We start from the raw sequence: 17453 nt of genomic DNA on the forward strand, positions 1-17453 counted from the left end.
GGTGCGAAGCCTCGAAGGGCGAGGATGGCCTGAGAAGGCAGCAATCGGCGCGTATGGGAAGAGCCTAAAAATCCCGCCAACGTCGCCTTTAGGCTCGACTCTTTTGAAATTTCGTGTCACTCCGCTGCCATGAACCCCGATGTCAAAATTTGCGGCCTGAAGACGCCGGAAGCCGTGGATCGCGCGCTTGCGCGCGGCGCCACGCATATTGGCTTCATGTTCGTTGAAAAGAGCCCGCGCTATATCGAGCCTGACCTTGCCGGCCAGTTGGCCGAGCGTGCTCGTGGCAAGGCGCAGATCGTCGCCGTGACGGTCAATCCGACGAATGACGATCTCGACGAGATCATGTCGCTGGTGCGACCGGATATGCTGCAACTCCATGGCAATGAAAGCCCGGAGCGTGTCTTGACGATCAAAGCGGTCTATAATGTGCCCGTCATGAAAGCCATGCCGGTGCGCGACGCCGGCGATCTCAAGCGGGTGGAATCCTATATCGGCATTGCCGACCGCTTCCTGTTCGACGCCAAGCCGCCTGTTGGTTCGGAGCTGCCGGGCGGAAACGGTGTATCCTTCGACTGGAGCCTGATGAGCTGGCTCGACGATCGGGTGGACTACATGCTGTCGGGCGGCGTCAACAAGGACAACGTCGCTCTGGCGCTGGCATCCACCAAGGCGACAGGCATCGATCTCTCCTCCGGCGTCGAAAGCGCGCCGGGTGTGAAGGATCTGAACAAGATCGACCAGTTTTTCGACGCTTTTGCAGAAGCATGTCTGCCGGAACCGGCAGCAGGGAGTAGAGAGTGAACCAGACGCCAAAACCGAATTCCTTCCGCTCCGGCCCCGATGAGGACGGCCGTTTCGGCATTTACGGCGGCCGTTTCGTTGCCGAAACGTTGATGCCGCTGATCCTGGATCTGCAGGAGGAATGGAACAAGGCGAAGGACGATCCGGCCTTCCAGGCGGAATTGAAATCTCTCGGCAAGCATTATATCGGCCGCCCGAGCCCGCTTTACTTTGCGGAGCGCCTGACGGCTGAACTCGGCGGCGCGAAGATCTATTTCAAGCGCGAAGAGCTGAATCATACGGGTTCGCACAAGATCAACAATTGCATCGGCCAGATCCTTCTGGCCAAGCGCATGGGCAAGACCCGCATCATCGCCGAAACCGGCGCCGGCCAGCATGGCGTGGCGTCGGCGACGGTTGCCGCCCGCTTCGGCCTGCCTTGCGTCGTCTACATGGGCGCGACCGATGTCGAGCGCCAGGCGCCGAACGTCTTCCGCATGAAGCTCCTCGGCGCCGAGGTCATCCCGGTGACGGCCGGCAGCGGCACGCTGAAGGACGCCATGAACGAGGCTCTTCGCGATTGGGTCACCAATGTCGACGACACCTATTACCTGATCGGCACGGCCGCCGGCCCGCATCCCTATCCGGAAATGGTCCGCGATTTCCAGGCTGTTATCGGCACGGAAGCCAAGCAGCAGATGCTGGAAGCCGAGGGTCGCTTGCCGGATCTCGTCATCGCGGCCGTCGGCGGCGGTTCGAATGCGATCGGCATCTTCCATCCCTTCCTTGATGACGAGAGCGTCAAGATCGTCGGCGTCGAAGCCGGCGGCAAGGGCTTGCAGGGCGACGAGCATTGCGCCTCGATAACAGCCGGTTCGCCCGGCGTGCTACACGGCAACCGCACCTACCTGCTGCAGGATGGCGACGGCCAGATCAAAGAGGGCCATTCGATCTCAGCCGGCCTCGATTATCCCGGCATCGGCCCGGAACATTCCTGGCTGAACGACATCGGCCGCGCCGAATATGTACCGATCATGGACCATGAGGCGCTGGAAGCCTTCCAGACGCTGACGCGCCTCGAGGGTATCATTCCGGCGCTCGAGCCGAGCCATGCACTCGCCGAAGTCATCAAGCGCGCCCCGAAGATGGGCAAGGACGAGATCATCCTGATGAACCTCTCCGGCCGCGGCGACAAGGACATCTTCACCGTCGCCAAGATTCTGGGAATGTGAGTTAGACGCAATGACCGCACGCATGGACAAACGCTTCGCCGCTCTGAAGGCTGAAGGCCGCCCGGCACTCGTCACCTATTTCATGGGCGGCGATCCCGATTACGAGACCTCGCTCGGCATCATGAAGGCGCTGCCGGAAGCCGGTGCCGACGTCATCGAACTCGGCATGCCCTTTTCCGATCCCATGGCCGACGGCCCGGCGATTCAGCTTGCCGGCCAGCGCGCCCTGAAGGCCGGCCAGACACTGAAGAAGACGCTGCAGCTCGCCGCCGATTTCCGTAAGGTGGATGCCGATACGCCGATCGTGATGATGGGCTACTACAATCCGATCTACATCTACGGCGTCGAAAAGTTCCTCGACGATGCGCTGGCTGCCGGCGTCGATGGCCTGATCGTCGTCGACCTGCCGCCGGAAATGGACGACGAACTCTGCATTCCCGCCATCAGGAAGGGCATCAACTTCATCCGCCTGGCGACGCCGACCACCGACGACAAGCGCCTGCCGACGGTTCTGAAGAACACGTCCGGGTTCGTCTATTATGTCTCGATGAACGGCATCACCGGTTCGGCTCTGCCCGATCCGTCGCTGGTGTCGGGCGCCGTCAAGCGTATCAAGCAGCACACCGATCTGCCGATCTGCGTTGGCTTCGGCGTCAAGACGGCAGAGCATGCAAAGGTGATCGGCGGCTCCGCAGACGGCGTGGTCGTCGGCACCGCCATCGTCAACCAGATAGCCACCAGCCTCACCAAGGACGGCAAGGCGAGCGCCGACACCATCCAGGCAGTCGCGACGCTTGTCCGCGGCCTGTCGACGGGAACGCGCTCGGCGCGCCTTGTTGCCGCCGAATAATTTCCCCATATAGGCCTGTCTTCAAATCGCTGCGAATTGAAGAAATGGCCTATGGGCATTAGGTGACGACTACGATATCGATTGATATAGTCGATTAGGAGTTTCGAATTGAACTGGATCACGAATTACGTTCGCCCGCGGATCAACTCCATGCTGGGCCGTCGCGAGATTTCGGAGAATCTCTGGATCAAATGCCCGGAGACCGGCGAAATGGTCTTCCACAAGGATCTGGAGGACAACAAGTGGGTCATCCCCGCTTCCGGCTTCCATATGAAGATGCCGGCCAAGGCGCGCCTTGCCGATCTCTTCGATAATGGCGAGTATGAAGCCCTGCCGCAGCCGAAGGTGGCGCAGGACCCGCTGAAGTTCCGCGATTCGAAGAAATACACCGATCGCCTGAAGGACAGCCGCATCAAGACCGAGCAGGAAGACACGATCCTTGCCGGTGTCGGCAGGGTTCGCGGCGTGAAGCTCGTTGCCGTGGTGCATGAGTTCAATTTCATGGGCGGTTCGCTCGGCATTGCGGCCGGCGAGGCCATCGTCAAGGCATTCGAGCGGGCGATTTCCGAGAAATGCCCGCTTGTCATGTTCCCGGCCTCGGGCGGCGCGCGCATGCAGGAAGGCATTCTGTCGCTGATGCAGCTGCCGCGCACGACGGTTGCCGTCGACATGCTGAAGGAAGCCGGCCAGCCCTATATCGTCGTTCTGACCAATCCGACGACCGGCGGCGTCACCGCCTCCTACGCCATGCTCGGCGACATCCATCTGGCCGAGCCAGGGGCGGAAATCTGCTTTGCCGGCAAGCGCGTCATCGAGCAGACGATCCGCGAAAAGCTGCCGGAAGGCTTCCAGACCTCGGAATACCTGCTGGAACACGGCATGGTGGACATGGTGATCAAGCGTCACGATATTCCGGATACCCTGGCCACGCTCCTGAAGATCCTGACCAAGGTGCCGGCAAACGACGTGTCCGCCAAGAGCAAGAATGGTGCTGCGCTGGCGATAGCGGCGAGCGCCTGATATCATCGATGGCGGAGGTGCGGGATGACGGCTATGGATCAATCCGCAATGAGCGAGGCAGCACGGGAGATTGACAAGCTGATGGGGCTGCACCCCAAGGGCTTCGATCTCTCTCTGGAGAGAATAACCCGCCTGGTCGACATCCTCGGCAATCCTCATAAGAAATTGCCGCCGGTGATCCATGTCGCCGGCACCAACGGCAAGGGATCGGTGACGGCCTTCTGCCGCGCGCTGCTCGAAGCCGGCGGCTATGGCGTACATGTTCACACCTCGCCGCATCTCGTCAATTGGCACGAGCGCTACCGCATGGGCGTAAAGGGCGGCCGCGGCAAGCTGGTCGACGACGCCGTGTTCGCGGATGTGCTGCGGCGTGTCGCTGAAACCAATGACGGCCAGAAGATCACGGTCTTCGAGATCCTGACGGCCGCGACCTTCATCCTCTTTGCCGAGCATCCGGCAGATGCCGCCGTCATCGAAGTCGGCCTCGGCGGCCGCTTCGATGCCACAAACGTCATTTCCGATCCGGCCGTCTCGGTCATCATGCCGATTTCGCTCGATCATCAGCCCTATCTCGGCGATCGCGTCGAGCTGATCGCCGCCGAGAAGGCTGGCGTCATGAAATCAGGCCATCCGGTCGTCATCGGCCACCAGGAATATGATGCGGCGCTCGACGTGCTGATATCGACGGCCGAGCGGCTTCGTTGCCCGACGGCTGTTTTCGGCCAGGATTTTTCCGCCCACGAGGAATATGGCAAGCTGGTCTATCAGGATGAGTTCGGCCTCGCCGACCTGCCATTGCCGCGCCTGCCGGGCCGCCATCAATATGCCAATGCCGCCGCTGCCATCCGGGCCGTCAAGGCCGCCGGTTTCGTCGTCACTGAAGCGATGATGGAAAAGGCGATGACCTCGGTCGAATGGCCGGGCCGCCTGCAGCGGCTGACGGAAGGCGATCTGATGTCGCATGCGCCCGAAGGTGCGGAGATCTGGGTCGATGGTGGACACAATCCCGGCGCCGGCGAAGTCATCGCCGAAGCCATGGCCAATTTCGAGGAGCGCCAGCCGCGGCCTCTGTTCCTGATCATCGGCATGATCAACACCAAGGATCCGGTCGGTTATTTCAAGGCCTTCGCCGGTCTTGCGGAGAAGGTCTATTGCGTGCCGATCCGCGCCAGCGACGCGATGATCGATCCAGTCATTCTGGCGAACGCTGCCTATGATGCCGGCCTGGTGGCGGAACCGATGTCTGATGTCGGCGAGGCGCTGGATGCGATCAAGGCCTTCGCAGTGCCGAATTCGCACGCTCCGCGTATTCTGATCGGCGGATCCCTCTATCTGGTCGGCGATGTCCTTGCCGATAACGGCACGCCGCCGCGATAAATCGGATCACGATCAATAAAAAAGCCCGGTCGAACCGGGCTTTTTTAATTCATTCGATCGATACCGAGATCAGGATGCGCTGGAAATCCAGCTCTGCAGGGCCGACTTGGGAGCGGCGCCGACCTTGATGTCAGCGACTTCGCCGGCCTTGAACATGGCAAGCGTCGGGATCGAGCGAACGCCGAACTGGGCGGCCAGTTCCGGATTTTCGTCGATGTTGAGCTTGGCGACCTTGACCTTGCCTTCGAACTGCACGGCGAGTTCTTCGAGAGCCGGAGCGATCATCTTGCACGGACCGCACCATTCGGCCCAGAAATCAACGACGACGGGCTCTGCGGACTGGAGGACTTCAGCAGTGAAGTTGGAAGTATCGACTTTAACGGTAGCCATAGGCTGCTCCTTTACCAGGATTTGCGGTTGCTATGTATGTGAGGCGTCGGCGCCTGAATTTCAATGTCCGATATTTCACTTTGTCTGGAGCTCTGCAAGCGCCGATGCAAGCGCGTCGTCCGACAGCGTATAGATCGAGGCGCCTTCGGTATAGACCAGCAGGCAATCGATGCGCTTTCCCGGATAGAGCGGCGAAAGGATGGAGCGATAGATGGCAAGCTGCGCTCTGTGCGCGAAAGGAATGTCGCTTTCGCTGCCGGGCGGCACGCGATTGGTCTTGTAGTCCAGGATGACGACGCGGTCGTCGAGCACGGCCAGACGGTCGATGCGGCCCGAGACGGCGTAGGACTGGCTGCCGAGCGTCAGCGTGCCCATGATCGAGACTTCGGCTTGCGCATGCGTGCTGAAGGTGCCTTGCAGGTCCGGGTGCGACAGCAGCGCCATGACGGAGCCGATCAATGCTTCCCGCTCGGCCTGAGGCCAGAAGCGCGCGGCGCGCTCAGCGTAGCGCCGCGCCGCATCGGCCCGATCCTCCGGCGCAATCTCAGGCAATGTCTGCAGCATGCGGTGGATGAAGCGGCCCTTCTGCAGGGCCCGGTCCGATTTGGCCCTTTCGCCGAAAAGTGGCGAGGTGACGAGCAGATTGTCGGCTTCATCGTCGATGACGGTGCCGACTCCGGAAGGGCTGAGCGGCCGAGGAAGGTTTCTCTGCGGCGGCAGCGGTCGGCTCAGTCCCGCCGGCAGGCCCGCGCGCTCCGTCAGTTTTTCCGGCTCCCGCATGGCTTCGAAATCGAGCTTCACCTGCGCGACACGCCAGCTCAAGCCCTGCCAGTCGCCGTCTGGGCCGGAGAATGTCTTCTGTGTGCAATGCTGCTCATCCCCGCGCAGCGCCGCCGAAATCATCGCATGCCATGTATCGCCATTTTCGCGAATGCCGCGGTAGCCGCATATGATCAGCCGGTCGGCGGCGCGTGTCATGCCGACATAGAGCAGACGGCGATATTCCTCCTCCGTCAGCGACTGCAGCCGTGCCGTATCGGCCTGTGTCAGCGAATTGGCGAGCGCCGAGACGGGCACCCAGACCGGCAGCGGGATCTGGTCCCTGCCGGTTTCGATCAGCCGCATCTTCGGGAGATGCGTATGGGTGAAGGCCTTGCCGCCGCCATCAACGAGGAAGACGATCGGCGCCTCCAGCCCTTTCGAGGCATGCACCGTCATGATCCGCACTTCGTTGCGGCCCTTGTCCTGCTCGCGCTTGACGGTCGGCGCCTCCAGTTCCAGCGTCGAAACGAAGGATTGCAGGCCGGGCAGGCCGCCTGTCTCGTGATCCAGCGCGAAAGTCAGGAATTCGTCGAGGATATCGCTGACCTCGGTGCCAAGCCGCGCCAGAAACTGCCGCCGGCCGCCGAAGCTGCCAAGCACGCGTGCGTAGAAGTCATGCACCGCCAGGCTTTTCGACAAAGCAAGGAAGGTCTTCAGCTGTTCGACGGCCCGGCTAAAGCGATCATGACCGTCTTCGGCGAATCGTTGCAGATGGCTCCAGACGCTCTCGTTGTCATCACGATAGGCCGCAACGGCGAAGACGTCTTCTTCGTTGAGGTCGAACAGCGGGCTTTTCAGCAGAGCGCAAAGCGAAAGATCGTCTTCCGGCAATAGCAGGAAGCGGCCGAGGGCGAGAAGATCCTGGATGGCGATATGGCTGGTCAGAACCAGCCGGTCGGCTCCGGCGACGGGAATGTTGCCGCGCCGTTTCAGGGCGCGGGTCAGCGCGTTGACAAAACTGTCGCGCTTGCGCACCAGCACCAGAATGTCGCCGGCCTCGATGAAGCGGGCCTTGCCCTTCTCGATGATCGTCTCCCGCCCGATCAGGTTGCCGATCGTCTGCGCCATCCGCCGCGCCAGAATGGCGGGAGGTGCGCTTTCCGGGGTCGAATCGAAGGGCGCCGTCCAATCTTCCTCCTTGGCGGCCGGCTCCGGCGCGATCATCTCCCAGAGATCGACGGCGCCGGGATGGCCGATACGGCTGGAGCGGTGCACCACCGGCTCGTTGACGGCGCTGAGCCCCCTAGCGTTCTCCGGGCTAGTAAAGATATGGTCGACGGCGCCGAGCACATCGGCGGTCGAGCGGAAGGAGAGGGGCAGCCGAATCGACGAGAATTTCAGGCGGCTGGCATCGACCCTTCGGCGGGTCCGGTCGCTTTCCTCGGAAAAACGCTCCGGCCGCGCACCCTGGAACGAATAGATCGATTGCTTCTCGTCGCCGACGGCAAAGATCGTCCGCAGCGTTGGACGCGCGCTTTCGCCGGAGAAGAAATCCTCCGCCAGCGACTGGATGACGCTCCATTGGATCGGGCTGGTATCCTGCGCCTCGTCGACCAGGATGTGATCGATACCCTTATCCAGCTTATAGTGAATCCAGGGGCCGACGCCCTTCTTGGTGAGAAGGTCGGCGGTGCGGGTGATGAGATCCTCGAAATCGAGCTGGCTGCGTCGTTTTTTCAGCTCCTCATAGTCGCGGTTCAGCCGGTCGGCGAGGATAAGGGCTGCGCGGGTCGCCCGATACATCCGCATCAGCTTCAGCCGGTCGCGGCAGGCAACGACGTGAGCGCGCGTTGCCGCCACCGCATCGGCAAGTGCGGGAGCATCCGCCAGCATCGCCTTCACAAAAAACTGGCTGTCCGATTTCGGTTCGCCCTTGGCGGTCAGGACAGCCTTTTCGAGCATATCGGCACGAGTGAGCGGATCCGTTTCGCGCTTGGCGAGGCGCAATGCATAGGCGATATCCTGTGCCTTGGCCCCGCCCTTCTCGTCGGCGAGCCTGAGATAAAGCTCCAGCGTCGCGCCGGACAGGCCGGGAAGCGGCCAATATTGGCCTGCGATGCCGGCTTCCGTGTCGTCGGCGGAAAGCCCGAGCCGCGCCAGCAGGGCCGCTTCAAGGCCGCCCTGCCGCTCCGCCGCCTCGGTAAAGCGGCGGATGGCGTTGCGTTTGGCGACGATATCGCCGAGCAGCGTTTCCAGGCCCGATTCATCGCCGAGATCGAGCACATAGGCAAAGGCTTGTGCCAGCTCGGCATCGCCGTGCGGCGTCGCGGAGGCCAGCAGCGCGCGGCGCGCATCCTCGAGCAGGGTCGCCGCCGCCCGGTCGTCGAGAACGGAGAAATGCCCGGCGACATTCGCCTCCAGCGGAAATTGATGCAGCAGCGCCTCGCAAAAGGCATGGATCGTCTGGATCTTCAGGCCGCCTGGCGTCTCCAGCGCCTTGGCGAACAGCCGGCGCGCCTCGGCCAGCTTGAAAAGATCGGGTTCCGCGCCCTCGATATCGGCGATGCGCGTTTTCAGCTCCTCGTCCGGCATCGTCGCCCAGGCCGCCAGCCGGTCGAAGACACGGTTCGACATTTCGGAAGCCGCGGCCTTGGTATAGGTGAGGCAGAGGATGGCCGAGGGCCGTGCACCTGATAGCAGCAGGCGGATGACACGCTGCGTCAGCACATGCGTCTTGCCGGAGCCGGCATTGGCCGAAACCCAGGCCGAGCGTTCGGGGTCCGAGGCGATGGATTGCTGGATGGTCGTCCAGCTGATCCAGACGCCGGGATCGTCGCTGTCGGGCAGGCCTGCCGGTTCGCTGGCGGAAAGCTCACTCATCGCCGCCGCCCTCCTGTTCGCTTTCCGCCGTCGACCATTCGGAAACGCGGGCGAGGTGATCGTAATCGCCACCATATTCGAACTGCTGGGCGGGGATCAGCCGTGAGGAAAAGCCCTTCTCTCCGGATTGCAGCAGGGAAACGAATTTGACGAACTGGTCCATCGATTCCTGCGCCAAGTCCATAGCCGACTTTGTTTCCGTCTTGCCGCCGCGGCTGGAATGTTCGTTGTTGACCTGATCGACCCTGAAGCGATCGCCCGGCCGCAGCCGAACATAGAGCAGGTTTTCGGGAACCAGCGCGCCGATATTGCGGAAGGCACCCCGTCTGAGCGCATAGGCCTCCAGCGCCAGCTGCGGGTCGAGCAGCGCGCGGGCCTGTGGCGGCGAGGGGTTGTAGCCGGTCTTGTAATCGATGATATCAGCCGCCTTGTCGCTCTTGATATCGATGCGGTCGGCGACACCAGTCAGCCTGACACCGATGGGCTCGATCTCGACCCCGGCTGGCACTTCTGTCGCCGTCTTGCGCACCTCCGGCCGTCGCTCGGCTTCCCAGGAGAGAAAAGCGCGGGCAACTTCGCGAAAGCGCGGCCGCCAGACGCTGTCGATATGGTCAGGCAGCCGCTGTGCATCGAATAGATCGGCAATGATACGATCCATGGCCAGCGTTGCATCCGGTGTGCCGGCGATGTGTCCTTCACGGATGAAGCGGTCGATGATCTTGTGATAGAGCGTGCCGCGCTCGGCCGGGCCGGGATCGCGATTGAACGGATCGACCGGATCGAGCCGCAGCACGCGCCGCGCATAGATGGCATAGGGGTCGCGGCGCAGGCGACCCACCTCGCTGAAGGAATAGCTTTTCGGCTGCAGCTCAGCGGGTGGCTTCGGCGCCGGCCGCAATGCCGGGGCCTGATTGTCACCCTCGTCGATCAGGCCTGCCCAATGGCGGTATTGATCGCCGCGCGCCTTCAATGTGCTTTCAAGGTCTTCTCCGCCCAGCGCGATCAGCCGCTGCAGCCAGCGGGAGGCGACCGTCGGCGTCGAACCCTGGCGCAGCGCGCGCGAATAGATGAGGTCGCGCGTGCCGTTCGCCATTTCGAAATCGTGGGCGAGCTGGCCGATCCGTCGTTCCGGCGGCTCAAGGCCGATCTCGGTCTTCATCGTGCGGGAGATGAAGGGATTGTTCGCCGTCTGTCCGGGCCAGGATCCCTCGTTCAAGCCGCCGAGGATCAGCGTGTCGACGCTTTGCAGGCGCGCTTCCAGCGTGCCGAAGATGAAGAGGCGCGGATGGCTGAGAGCCCGCGGCTTCACCGCCTGTCCGACACAGAGCGCCGTCATGATGTCGATCCATTGCGGCCCGTCCGCCTCGAGCTGGCCTTCGGTATCGATGACTTCTTTCAGCAAGCTCGCGAGCGTATCTCCGGCTTCTCCGGACCAGAGTGCCGCCAGATTGCCACGCTCGTCGGCCGCGACGGCCTCCAATGTCCGGCCGGTGCGCTCGGCCCATTCCGAAAGGGTTGGAAGGCTTTCTGCCGTCTGCAACGAAAGCGCGGATACAAGCGGCTCGCACACGCTGGTGACCCGCCTCGCCAGCTCGCGTGCATGCTCCACGGATTCGGGGGGAAGCGATTTGCGCCACTGCGGCGCGTGGCGGTCGTTCGCCTGTTCGGCGAGCCTGATATCGAGCAGCGCTTCCAGCGTGCCGATATCGACATTGGTGACTCCGCCCCTGAGCGCCAGGATTTCCAGCGCGTCGACGCCGAGCCGGTGCGTCTCCGCCGGCAAGCCGAAGCGGGCGAGGGGATGCTTGAGCAGGGAGACGACGGAGACGGGATCGCCAGGGCGGAGCGTCGCTTCGAGCAGCAATTGCAACAGCGTGCCTTGCGGCATAGCCGAAAGCGGCGTGCCGGCCGAATCGTCGGCGGTGATGCCGAAGCGGGCAAGCTCAGCGGTTACCCGCCTTGCAAGGTTGCGGTCAGGGGTGATCAAGGCCGCCTGGCTCTCGCCGCCGTTGCGCCCCGGCTTCTCCAGCGCCAGTCGCAATGCAATGGCGATAGCCGTCGCTTCCTCGCGCTCGTTTGCCGCCTCGATCAGGGCTGCATCGGCGAAGGCGCCGGCTATCGCATCGGGGGCAAGCGTCTTGTGCCAGCTTCCCCAGCTGCTCGTCGCTTTTGCCGGCGCCAAAGCGCGCGACAGGATCTGCGCCCGCATCTGCATGCTCTCCGTCGCCTCGGCAACGGTTTCGACATCGTGACGGGTGGCGTGCAAGCGCTTCAGCAGCAATGAAAGGCCGTATTGCGGATGGCTGCGCGTGGTCGGGTCGGGCCTTTCGCCGGCGAGTGTTTCCGGCGCGACGAGCTGCCAATCCTCCTCCGGCATCGAAAGATCGAGCCCGGGCAGCACGATCACTCCCTGTGGCAGCGAGGCGACCGCCGCGATCAGCTCTGCCGTTGCCGGCACCGAGCCGGTCGAACCCGCGACGATGACCGGTCCCGGATGCTGCATGGCGGCGATCCGCTGCGCTTCGGCGCGAAGAATGGCATTGCGGTTGCGGGCAGCGGAGGACTTGCCGAGTTCTTCGAGGCGCGCCGGCCAGAAGGCGCTGGCGATCGCCAAGAATTCGGCCGTGAGCTGCCACCAGAGCGCATGCTCTTCGGCGTTGAGACTGGCAAGCTCGCTCCAGTCCCGGTCCTCGGTCTCAATGGAATCGATCAGTTCGGCAAGATTGCGTGCCAGCCATATGGCATCGGCCGGGCTTGCGGGTGCCACAAGCGGCGAATCGGAATGGATGTCGCGCACGATCTGCGGCAGCTTGTTGCGCCAGGCAAGGATCAGCCGTGCCAGCTCCAGAAGCCGCGCCGTATTGGCAAGCGGCTGCGCCAGATCGGCCGTTTCAGGCAATGCTTCCTCGAAATAGCCGCTGTCGTCATCGGTCTCGCCGAGCGGGCGAATGACAGGCAGGATGGCCGAACGGCCGCCGAGCAGATCGACGAATTCCGAGCGCAGCACGCGCGCCGCGCGCCGCGTCGGCAGGAAGATGCTAACCTTGGCGAGCGACAGCGGATCGTTCGGATCATGGCGGAAATGCTCGGTCAGCCGGCCGTCGCAAAGAGCTGTCGCAAGGGTCTTCAGGAAGGGCAGGCCCGCCGGGATCGTCAGGATGCGCTGCCGGTGCCCGCCTGCCATGGGCTCACGCAAACGCCCGGAAAGTCCGGATCGTTTCCTCCGCTTCGCCGATCGCCTCCGGCGTTCCGACCGTCAGCCAGTGACCGTCGAGCATCGTGCCGTAGAGCCGGCCGCGGGCGATGGCTTTGTCGAAGTAGATATTGATGTTGAAGGCGTCATCCGGTGCATCATCGAGGAGTGACGGGTCCATCGCGATGGCGCCGGCATAGACGACGCCGTTATGCCCGGCGTCACGATAGCGCTGGAGCTTGCCGTCTTCAGCTATGCTGAAATCGTTCTTGCCATTATGGCCTGTCGTTTTTTCCAGCTCGACGCAGAGCATGGCCATGTCCATGCGGGAGGCGTCGTAGAATCCGGCTAAACGCTCAAGGTTCGTCGGTTCGCCCGGCCTCTCGCCGATCCAGAACAGGTCGGCATTCATCACGAAAACCGGGTCGCGGCTCAGCAGCTTGAAGCCTTTGACCAGGCCGCCGCCATTGTTCATCAATGCGTCCCGCTCGTCTGAGATCAGGATCTCGAGCCCGCGATAGCTGCGCAGATGCGCTTCCATCTGGTCGGCATGGTGATGCACATTGACGACTGCGCGCTCGACGCCGGCTTCGGCCAATGCATCCAGTGCGTAGTCGATCATCGGCTTGCCGGCGATCTTTACCAGCGGCTTCGGGATGGTGTCGGTGATCGGCCGCATGCGGGTTCCGAGCCCCGCGGCCAATACCATGGCTTGCTTGATGGTCATTTCGTCTCGAACTCGTGATTCGGTCGCTTGCTTTGCTTTAGCACAAGGCCGGAAAGCCGTCGCCGGGTCTTCCGTCGCTATGTCCCGCCGATACCGGCTTTCTCGCACCATTCGCGCAAGGGAGCGAGGGCTTCATGCTCGAAAGCGATGGCGAGATAGGCGAGGGTGCGTGGCATGTGCTTTAAATAGCCCGGCTTGCCGTCGCGTTGCAGCAGCCGCACCCAGAGGCCTGCAAGCTTGCAATTGCGCTGTGCCGACATGATGGCCCAGCTCTTCAGGAACTTGGCCTCGTCGAAGCCGCCTTGGGCATGCCGAAGCGCGAGGTAGTCCGATATCAGCCGATCGTGCAGATCGCGTTCGATCGTCACGCGCGCATCCTGTACGAGCGAGGCGACGTCATAGGACGTCGGCCCGATCATCGCATCCTGGAAATCGATGAGGCCGATACGCTGGATGTCCTTTTCCGCCGCCCGCCAGATGATATTGGGCGAATGCATATCGCGCAGCAGCAGGTTCTTTTCCGCATCATCGAGCTGGTCGATGAGCTGATCCCAGATCGCCAGATAATCGGTGCGTTCGGCGTCGCTTGCCGGCGTGCCGCGCTTCCAGGGCAGATGCCAGTCGAGAAGCAGCCGTGCCTCCATCTTCATGGCGGTCCGGTCGAAATCCGGGACGTGATGGATATGATCCGGCGTCACTGGGATATCACGCGGGATCGAGAGGCCGTGCAGATGTGCGAGGCAAGCCACGCTGGCGCGATAGCGCTCGGCAATCGGCCTGCCGTGCTCGTCGAGCACGCCGTCCGTGCCGAGATCCTCGATCAGCAGGATGCCTTGCTCGTAGTCGGCGGAGTAGATTTCGGGTGTCGCAAAGCCGTTCTCGCGGAGAATGTCGGCAAGAGCCACGAAGGGATAGGCATTCTCGGCGAGATGCGCGACCTTCGGATAGGGCTTGCCGTCGAGCACCGCCGGTCCCTCCGGTAGTGGCGGCCAATCCATCAGGATCACGCGGCTGCCGCCGCCACGCGGATAGATGGACTCATAGGCCCGCAGCGAGGCGTCGCCGGTCAGGAAGCGGCGCCGGGCGCCCGCATAGCCGTTGGCATCGAGAAAGGCACGTATCGCCAGCACGCGCTGGATGCGCGCCATCTGCCTGGCCGGCGCCATGATCGTCGCCCGCCGTCCTTCACCTTCGTGCTCCAGTCTGAGGACGATGCGCTCCTTCGGCAGCTCGCCTTCCGCCATCTCAGGCCATTCGACAAGGCAGATGCCGGTCTGCAGCGCCTCGTCGAAGCCGAGTTCCGCCAGTTCGCCGGGGTCTCCGAGGCGATAGAGGTCGAAATGCGAGACCGGAATACGCAGCTCGTAGGACTGCACGAGCGTAAAGGTCGGGCTTGGTACGTCCAGTTCGGCATCATCGGCCATGGCACGCAGCAGCGCGCGTGCGAGCGATGATTTCCCGGCGCCGAGGTCGCCGGAAAGCGCCGCACAGTCGCCTGCCTTCAGCGCCAGCGCCAGATCCTCGCCCAGGCGGGTCGTTGCCGCGTCATCCGCGAGAAAGAGAGAGATGCCGGTGTCCGTCTCGGTCATTCTGCTGCGACGGAGTGGGGCAGGCCGGCGGACGGAATACGGCAGGTTACCTTCGTTCCCTTGCCTGGCTCGCTTTCGATCGAGACCTGGCCGTCATGCAGGCTGACAAAGCTTTCCACGATGGAAAGGCCGAGGCCGGCGCCGCTGCGCTTGCCGCCTTTGCCGTTGGAGGCGAAGCGGTTGAAAACCGTGTGGATCAGATCTTCCGATATGCCGGGACCCTTGTCGGCGACCGAGAAGACGAAATCCGTGCCTTCGCGTCCACAGCTGAGTGCAATGGTCGATCCCTCAGGCGCGAAGTTGGCGGCATTCGTCAGGAGCTTGAGCAGGATCTGCTTCAAGCGCTGCTGATCGGCGACAATGGAGCCGAGATGGGCGGGCACGGTGATTTCCAGCGACACGCCACTTTCCTGCAATCGGTCGGCGATCTGCATCGATACTTCGTCGAGGAGATCGCTGAGGACGATTTCGGAATAGTTCAACCGCATGATGCCGGCATCGACGGTCGCCAGGTCGAGAATGTCGTTGACCAGCGTCAGCAGCACGGCCGAGGAAGTGGAGATATGGTCGATATATTCGGCCTGCCGATCGTTCAGCGAGCCGATACCGGGCGTCTTCAGGAGATCGGTGAAGCCGATGATGTTCGTCAGCGGCGAGCGCAGTTCATAGGACACATGCTGCACGAAGTCGTTCTTCAGTTCGTCCGCCTTCAGCAGCGCTTCGTTCTTCTCGGTCAGTGCCCGTTCGACACGCACGCTGTCCGTCTTGTTGACGAAGGTCAGCATGGTCTGCGCATTCGGCAGCGGAATGACGGCGTAGTCGAGCACCAGATTTGAATAGAGCTCCAGCGTGCCCTGCGACGACGGCCGCTCGTCATCGAAGCTGGTGATCTGCTCGGCAAAGCGCTTCCAGCCGTCCGGTCGGTCATAGGAGGGCGTGCAGGCCTCGGCCAGCACCTGGATATGCGTGCCGGGCTTGGCCTGCGCCTCGGTGATGTTCCAGAGAATGCGGAAGGCCGGGTTCGAAAGGCGGATACGGCCATCAGGCCCGAAGACGGCGACGCCTTCGGAAAGGTGGTCGATGGTTTCGCCCTGCACCTTGACCAGCGTATTGTAGCGCGTTTCGAGGTCGACCTGCTCGGTCAGGTTTTCAAAGACCCAGGTGGCGCCGCCCTGCGGGTGCGCCGTGGCAAAAACCCTGAGAATCTGGCCATTGGGCAGGTGCCAGAGGTCGCTCTGCGTATCGAGCGCGCGGTAGACCGAAAGGACGCCGTCCTTCCATGTCTTCCAGTTCAGCTGCTCTGGCAGCTTCTTGGCGCCGCGCAGCCGATCCAGAATCTCGCTATTGTCGGGTCGCTTCTCGAGGAAGGCGATGTCGAGCTCCCAGAGCTGGACGAAAGCCTGATTGTAGAACTGCAGCCGCCTGTCACCGTCGAAGATCGCGACCGGTGTCGCCAGATGATCGAGCGTCTCGGCATGGCTCTTCAGCGTGCGCGCCAGCTCGGCCCGAACCGCTTCCGCCTCGGAAACGTCGATGGCGATGCCGGCGGAGCCGCTCGGAGACTTTACGTCGATGACGTCGAAGAAGGTGCGGTTGCCGTGCACGACGGTCGAAATCTTGTCGTGGAAGGGCGATTCCGGGGTCGCCGAGGCGCGAATGCGCTCGCGAGCCACGGTCGTCAGGAATTCGCGCCCCTCGCGGATGGCTTCTTCCGTCGAGACGGCTTCGACAGCTTCGCCATAGGCCTGGTTGATCCAGGTCAGGTTGCCTTCGGCATCGCGCTGCCAGACCGGCAGGTCGATGGCGTCGAGCAGATTCTGGAAGGCGGAGATCGAAGTCATCAGCCGGTCGCGCTCGATCTTCAGCTCGGCCAGTTCGGCGCGCAGATTGTTGAGCGCGATGAAGCGAACGAAGGCGCGGCCGCCGGAAATGCGGCCCTGCGCTTCGAGGATCTCGTCGCGGTTGGTCTCGACCACCATGTCGAAGCTCTGGCCGTTGCTGCGCAGCTTGTCGATCGCCTTGTCCAGCTCGCCGGCCGACCACGACTTCAGCCAGCGGCCGAAAGCGAGGAATTCGTTGTCCTGGGGCGCGCCGGTCTCGACCGGGAGCTGGCCGAGCAGCTCCGGACGCGCATTCTGGCCGTCCCAGATGACGATACGGCGGTTCTTGTCGGCGATCAGCGCCTGATATTGAGAAATGCGCTGGTTAGCATCGGACAGCGCCGTGCGGATCTCGCGGCTTTCGCTTTCCAGGTTGCCGCGCTGTCGGACCATCCAGACGGTCGACAGCAGTGCCGCGGAAATCACGCCGATGATGACGGAGAAAACCGCCATTTCGGAAGAGGTGAAGAGGCGCACGGTCGCTTGCGACGCGATGTTGCTCTGCGCCAGAACCGGACCCGCCAGGCCGGTGACGAGGCCGCCGAACACGCTCAGCCGCAACAGACGGGTCAGTGAGGCCAGCCGACCCTTGTCATTCCCTCGCTTCGTCCGCGGTAAAAACATATATGCACCGCCCTGCCGCAACCACGCTGTCGCTCCGCGTAGCGCTGGCTGATGCAGGTTGTCTTCCCCTTCAGACATAAGAGGTCTGTCTCCGTCCTTCAGAGCATGATGCCGAAAAGTGTAAGCGGTTTTCGGACGACATCATG

At 62.8% G+C, this 17453-nt stretch carries 11 protein-coding genes; 5 read left to right on the forward strand and 6 right to left on the reverse strand.

Annotation, left to right across the window (positions count from 1 at the left end):
• The first annotated feature begins 129 nt into the window (after positions 1 to 129).
• The 5 genes from JTP94_RS28805 to JTP94_RS28825 all read left to right on the forward strand — a co-directional run bounded on the left by JTP94_RS28805 (position 130) and on the right by JTP94_RS28825 (position 5262).
• A complete protein-coding gene (locus JTP94_RS28805) occupies positions 130 to 804 on the forward strand; it encodes a phosphoribosylanthranilate isomerase (protein ID WP_204853844.1) in 675 nt (224 codons plus the stop codon).
• Positions 801 to 2015 carry a tryptophan synthase subunit beta gene (gene trpB, locus JTP94_RS28810; RefSeq protein ID WP_204853845.1) on the forward strand — a complete coding sequence of 405 codons (1215 nt, stop codon included), beginning with the start codon at positions 801 to 803 and terminating at the stop codon, positions 2013 to 2015. Before JTP94_RS28805 ends, trpB begins: the two co-directional genes overlap by 4 nt.
• A gap of 10 nt (positions 2016 to 2025) precedes the next feature.
• Complete coding sequence (gene trpA / locus JTP94_RS28815; RefSeq protein ID WP_204853846.1) at positions 2026 to 2865, forward strand: tryptophan synthase subunit alpha; 840 nt, start codon at positions 2026 to 2028, stop codon at positions 2863 to 2865.
• A 108-nt stretch (positions 2866 to 2973) separates the two neighbouring features.
• Positions 2974 to 3885, forward strand: coding sequence for an acetyl-CoA carboxylase, carboxyltransferase subunit beta (accD, locus tag JTP94_RS28820; protein ID WP_204853847.1), 912 nt, complete (start codon positions 2974 to 2976; stop codon positions 3883 to 3885).
• Between the two features lie 48 nt (positions 3886 to 3933).
• Positions 3934 to 5262 (forward strand): folylpolyglutamate synthase/dihydrofolate synthase family protein, encoded by a 1329-nt coding sequence (locus tag JTP94_RS28825; RefSeq protein WP_204853879.1) that lies wholly within the window; start codon positions 3934 to 3936, stop codon positions 5260 to 5262.
• Between the two features lie 69 nt (positions 5263 to 5331).
• Here JTP94_RS28825 and trxA read toward each other — a convergent pair whose 3' ends face one another.
• The 6 genes from trxA to JTP94_RS28855 all read right to left on the reverse strand — a co-directional run bounded on the left by trxA (position 5332) and on the right by JTP94_RS28855 (position 17385).
• Positions 5332 to 5652 carry a thioredoxin gene (gene trxA / locus JTP94_RS28830; RefSeq protein WP_204853848.1) on the reverse strand — a complete coding sequence of 107 codons (321 nt, stop codon included), beginning with the start codon at positions 5650 to 5652 and terminating at the stop codon, positions 5332 to 5334.
• Positions 5653 to 5727: 75 nt separating this feature from the next.
• A complete protein-coding gene (gene addA, locus JTP94_RS28835; protein ID WP_204853849.1) occupies positions 5728 to 9294 on the reverse strand; it encodes a double-strand break repair helicase AddA in 3567 nt (1188 codons plus the stop codon).
• On the reverse strand, positions 9287 to 12478 hold the full coding sequence (gene addB, locus JTP94_RS28840; protein ID WP_204853850.1) for a double-strand break repair protein AddB: 3192 nt from the start codon (positions 12476 to 12478) through the stop codon (positions 9287 to 9289). Before addB ends, addA begins: the two co-directional genes overlap by 8 nt.
• 4 nt (positions 12479 to 12482) lie before the next feature.
• A complete protein-coding gene (locus JTP94_RS28845) occupies positions 12483 to 13214 on the reverse strand; it encodes a nucleotidyltransferase family protein (protein WP_204853851.1) in 732 nt (243 codons plus the stop codon).
• A gap of 77 nt (positions 13215 to 13291) precedes the next feature.
• Positions 13292 to 14803, reverse strand: a complete 1512-nt coding sequence (gene tsaE / locus JTP94_RS28850) for a tRNA (adenosine(37)-N6)-threonylcarbamoyltransferase complex ATPase subunit type 1 TsaE (RefSeq protein ID WP_204853852.1) — start codon at positions 14801 to 14803, stop codon at positions 13292 to 13294.
• Complete coding sequence (locus tag JTP94_RS28855) at positions 14800 to 17385, reverse strand: PAS domain-containing sensor histidine kinase (protein ID WP_204853853.1); 2586 nt, start codon at positions 17383 to 17385, stop codon at positions 14800 to 14802. The genes tsaE and JTP94_RS28855 overlap by 4 nt, the downstream gene beginning before the upstream one ends.
• Between the last annotated feature and the right edge of the window lie 68 nt (positions 17386 to 17453).

Origin of the sequence: Martinezella lusitana (genome assembly GCF_016901135.1) — a bacterium.
In the GTDB taxonomy this organism is placed as follows: domain Bacteria; phylum Pseudomonadota; class Alphaproteobacteria; order Rhizobiales; family Rhizobiaceae; genus Rhizobium; species Rhizobium lusitanum_D.

What these genes read in the sequence shown, in the direction of transcription:
- JTP94_RS28805 (WP_204853844.1), top strand. Translation starts at nt 130, where the DNA reads ATGAACCCCGATGTCAAAATTTGCGGCCTGAAGACGCCGGAAGCCGTG.
- trpA (WP_204853846.1), top strand. Translation starts at nt 2,026, where the DNA reads ATGACCGCACGCATGGACAAACGCTTCGCCGCTCTGAAGGCTGAAGGC.
- JTP94_RS28825 (WP_204853879.1), top strand. Translation starts at nt 3,934, where the DNA reads ATGAGCGAGGCAGCACGGGAGATTGACAAGCTGATGGGGCTGCACCCC.
- trxA (WP_204853848.1), bottom strand. Translation starts at nt 5,652, where the DNA reads ATGGCTACCGTTAAAGTCGATACTTCCAACTTCACTGCTGAAGTCCTC.
- addA (WP_204853849.1), bottom strand. Translation starts at nt 9,294, where the DNA reads ATGAGTGAGCTTTCCGCCAGCGAACCGGCAGGCCTGCCCGACAGCGAC.
- addB (WP_204853850.1), bottom strand. Translation starts at nt 12,478, where the DNA reads ATGGCAGGCGGGCACCGGCAGCGCATCCTGACGATCCCGGCGGGCCTG.
- JTP94_RS28845 (WP_204853851.1), bottom strand. Translation starts at nt 13,214, where the DNA reads ATGACCATCAAGCAAGCCATGGTATTGGCCGCGGGGCTCGGAACCCGC.
- tsaE (WP_204853852.1), bottom strand. Translation starts at nt 14,803, where the DNA reads ATGACCGAGACGGACACCGGCATCTCTCTCTTTCTCGCGGATGACGCG.
- JTP94_RS28855 (WP_204853853.1), bottom strand. Translation starts at nt 17,385, where the DNA reads ATGTCTGAAGGGGAAGACAACCTGCATCAGCCAGCGCTACGCGGAGCG.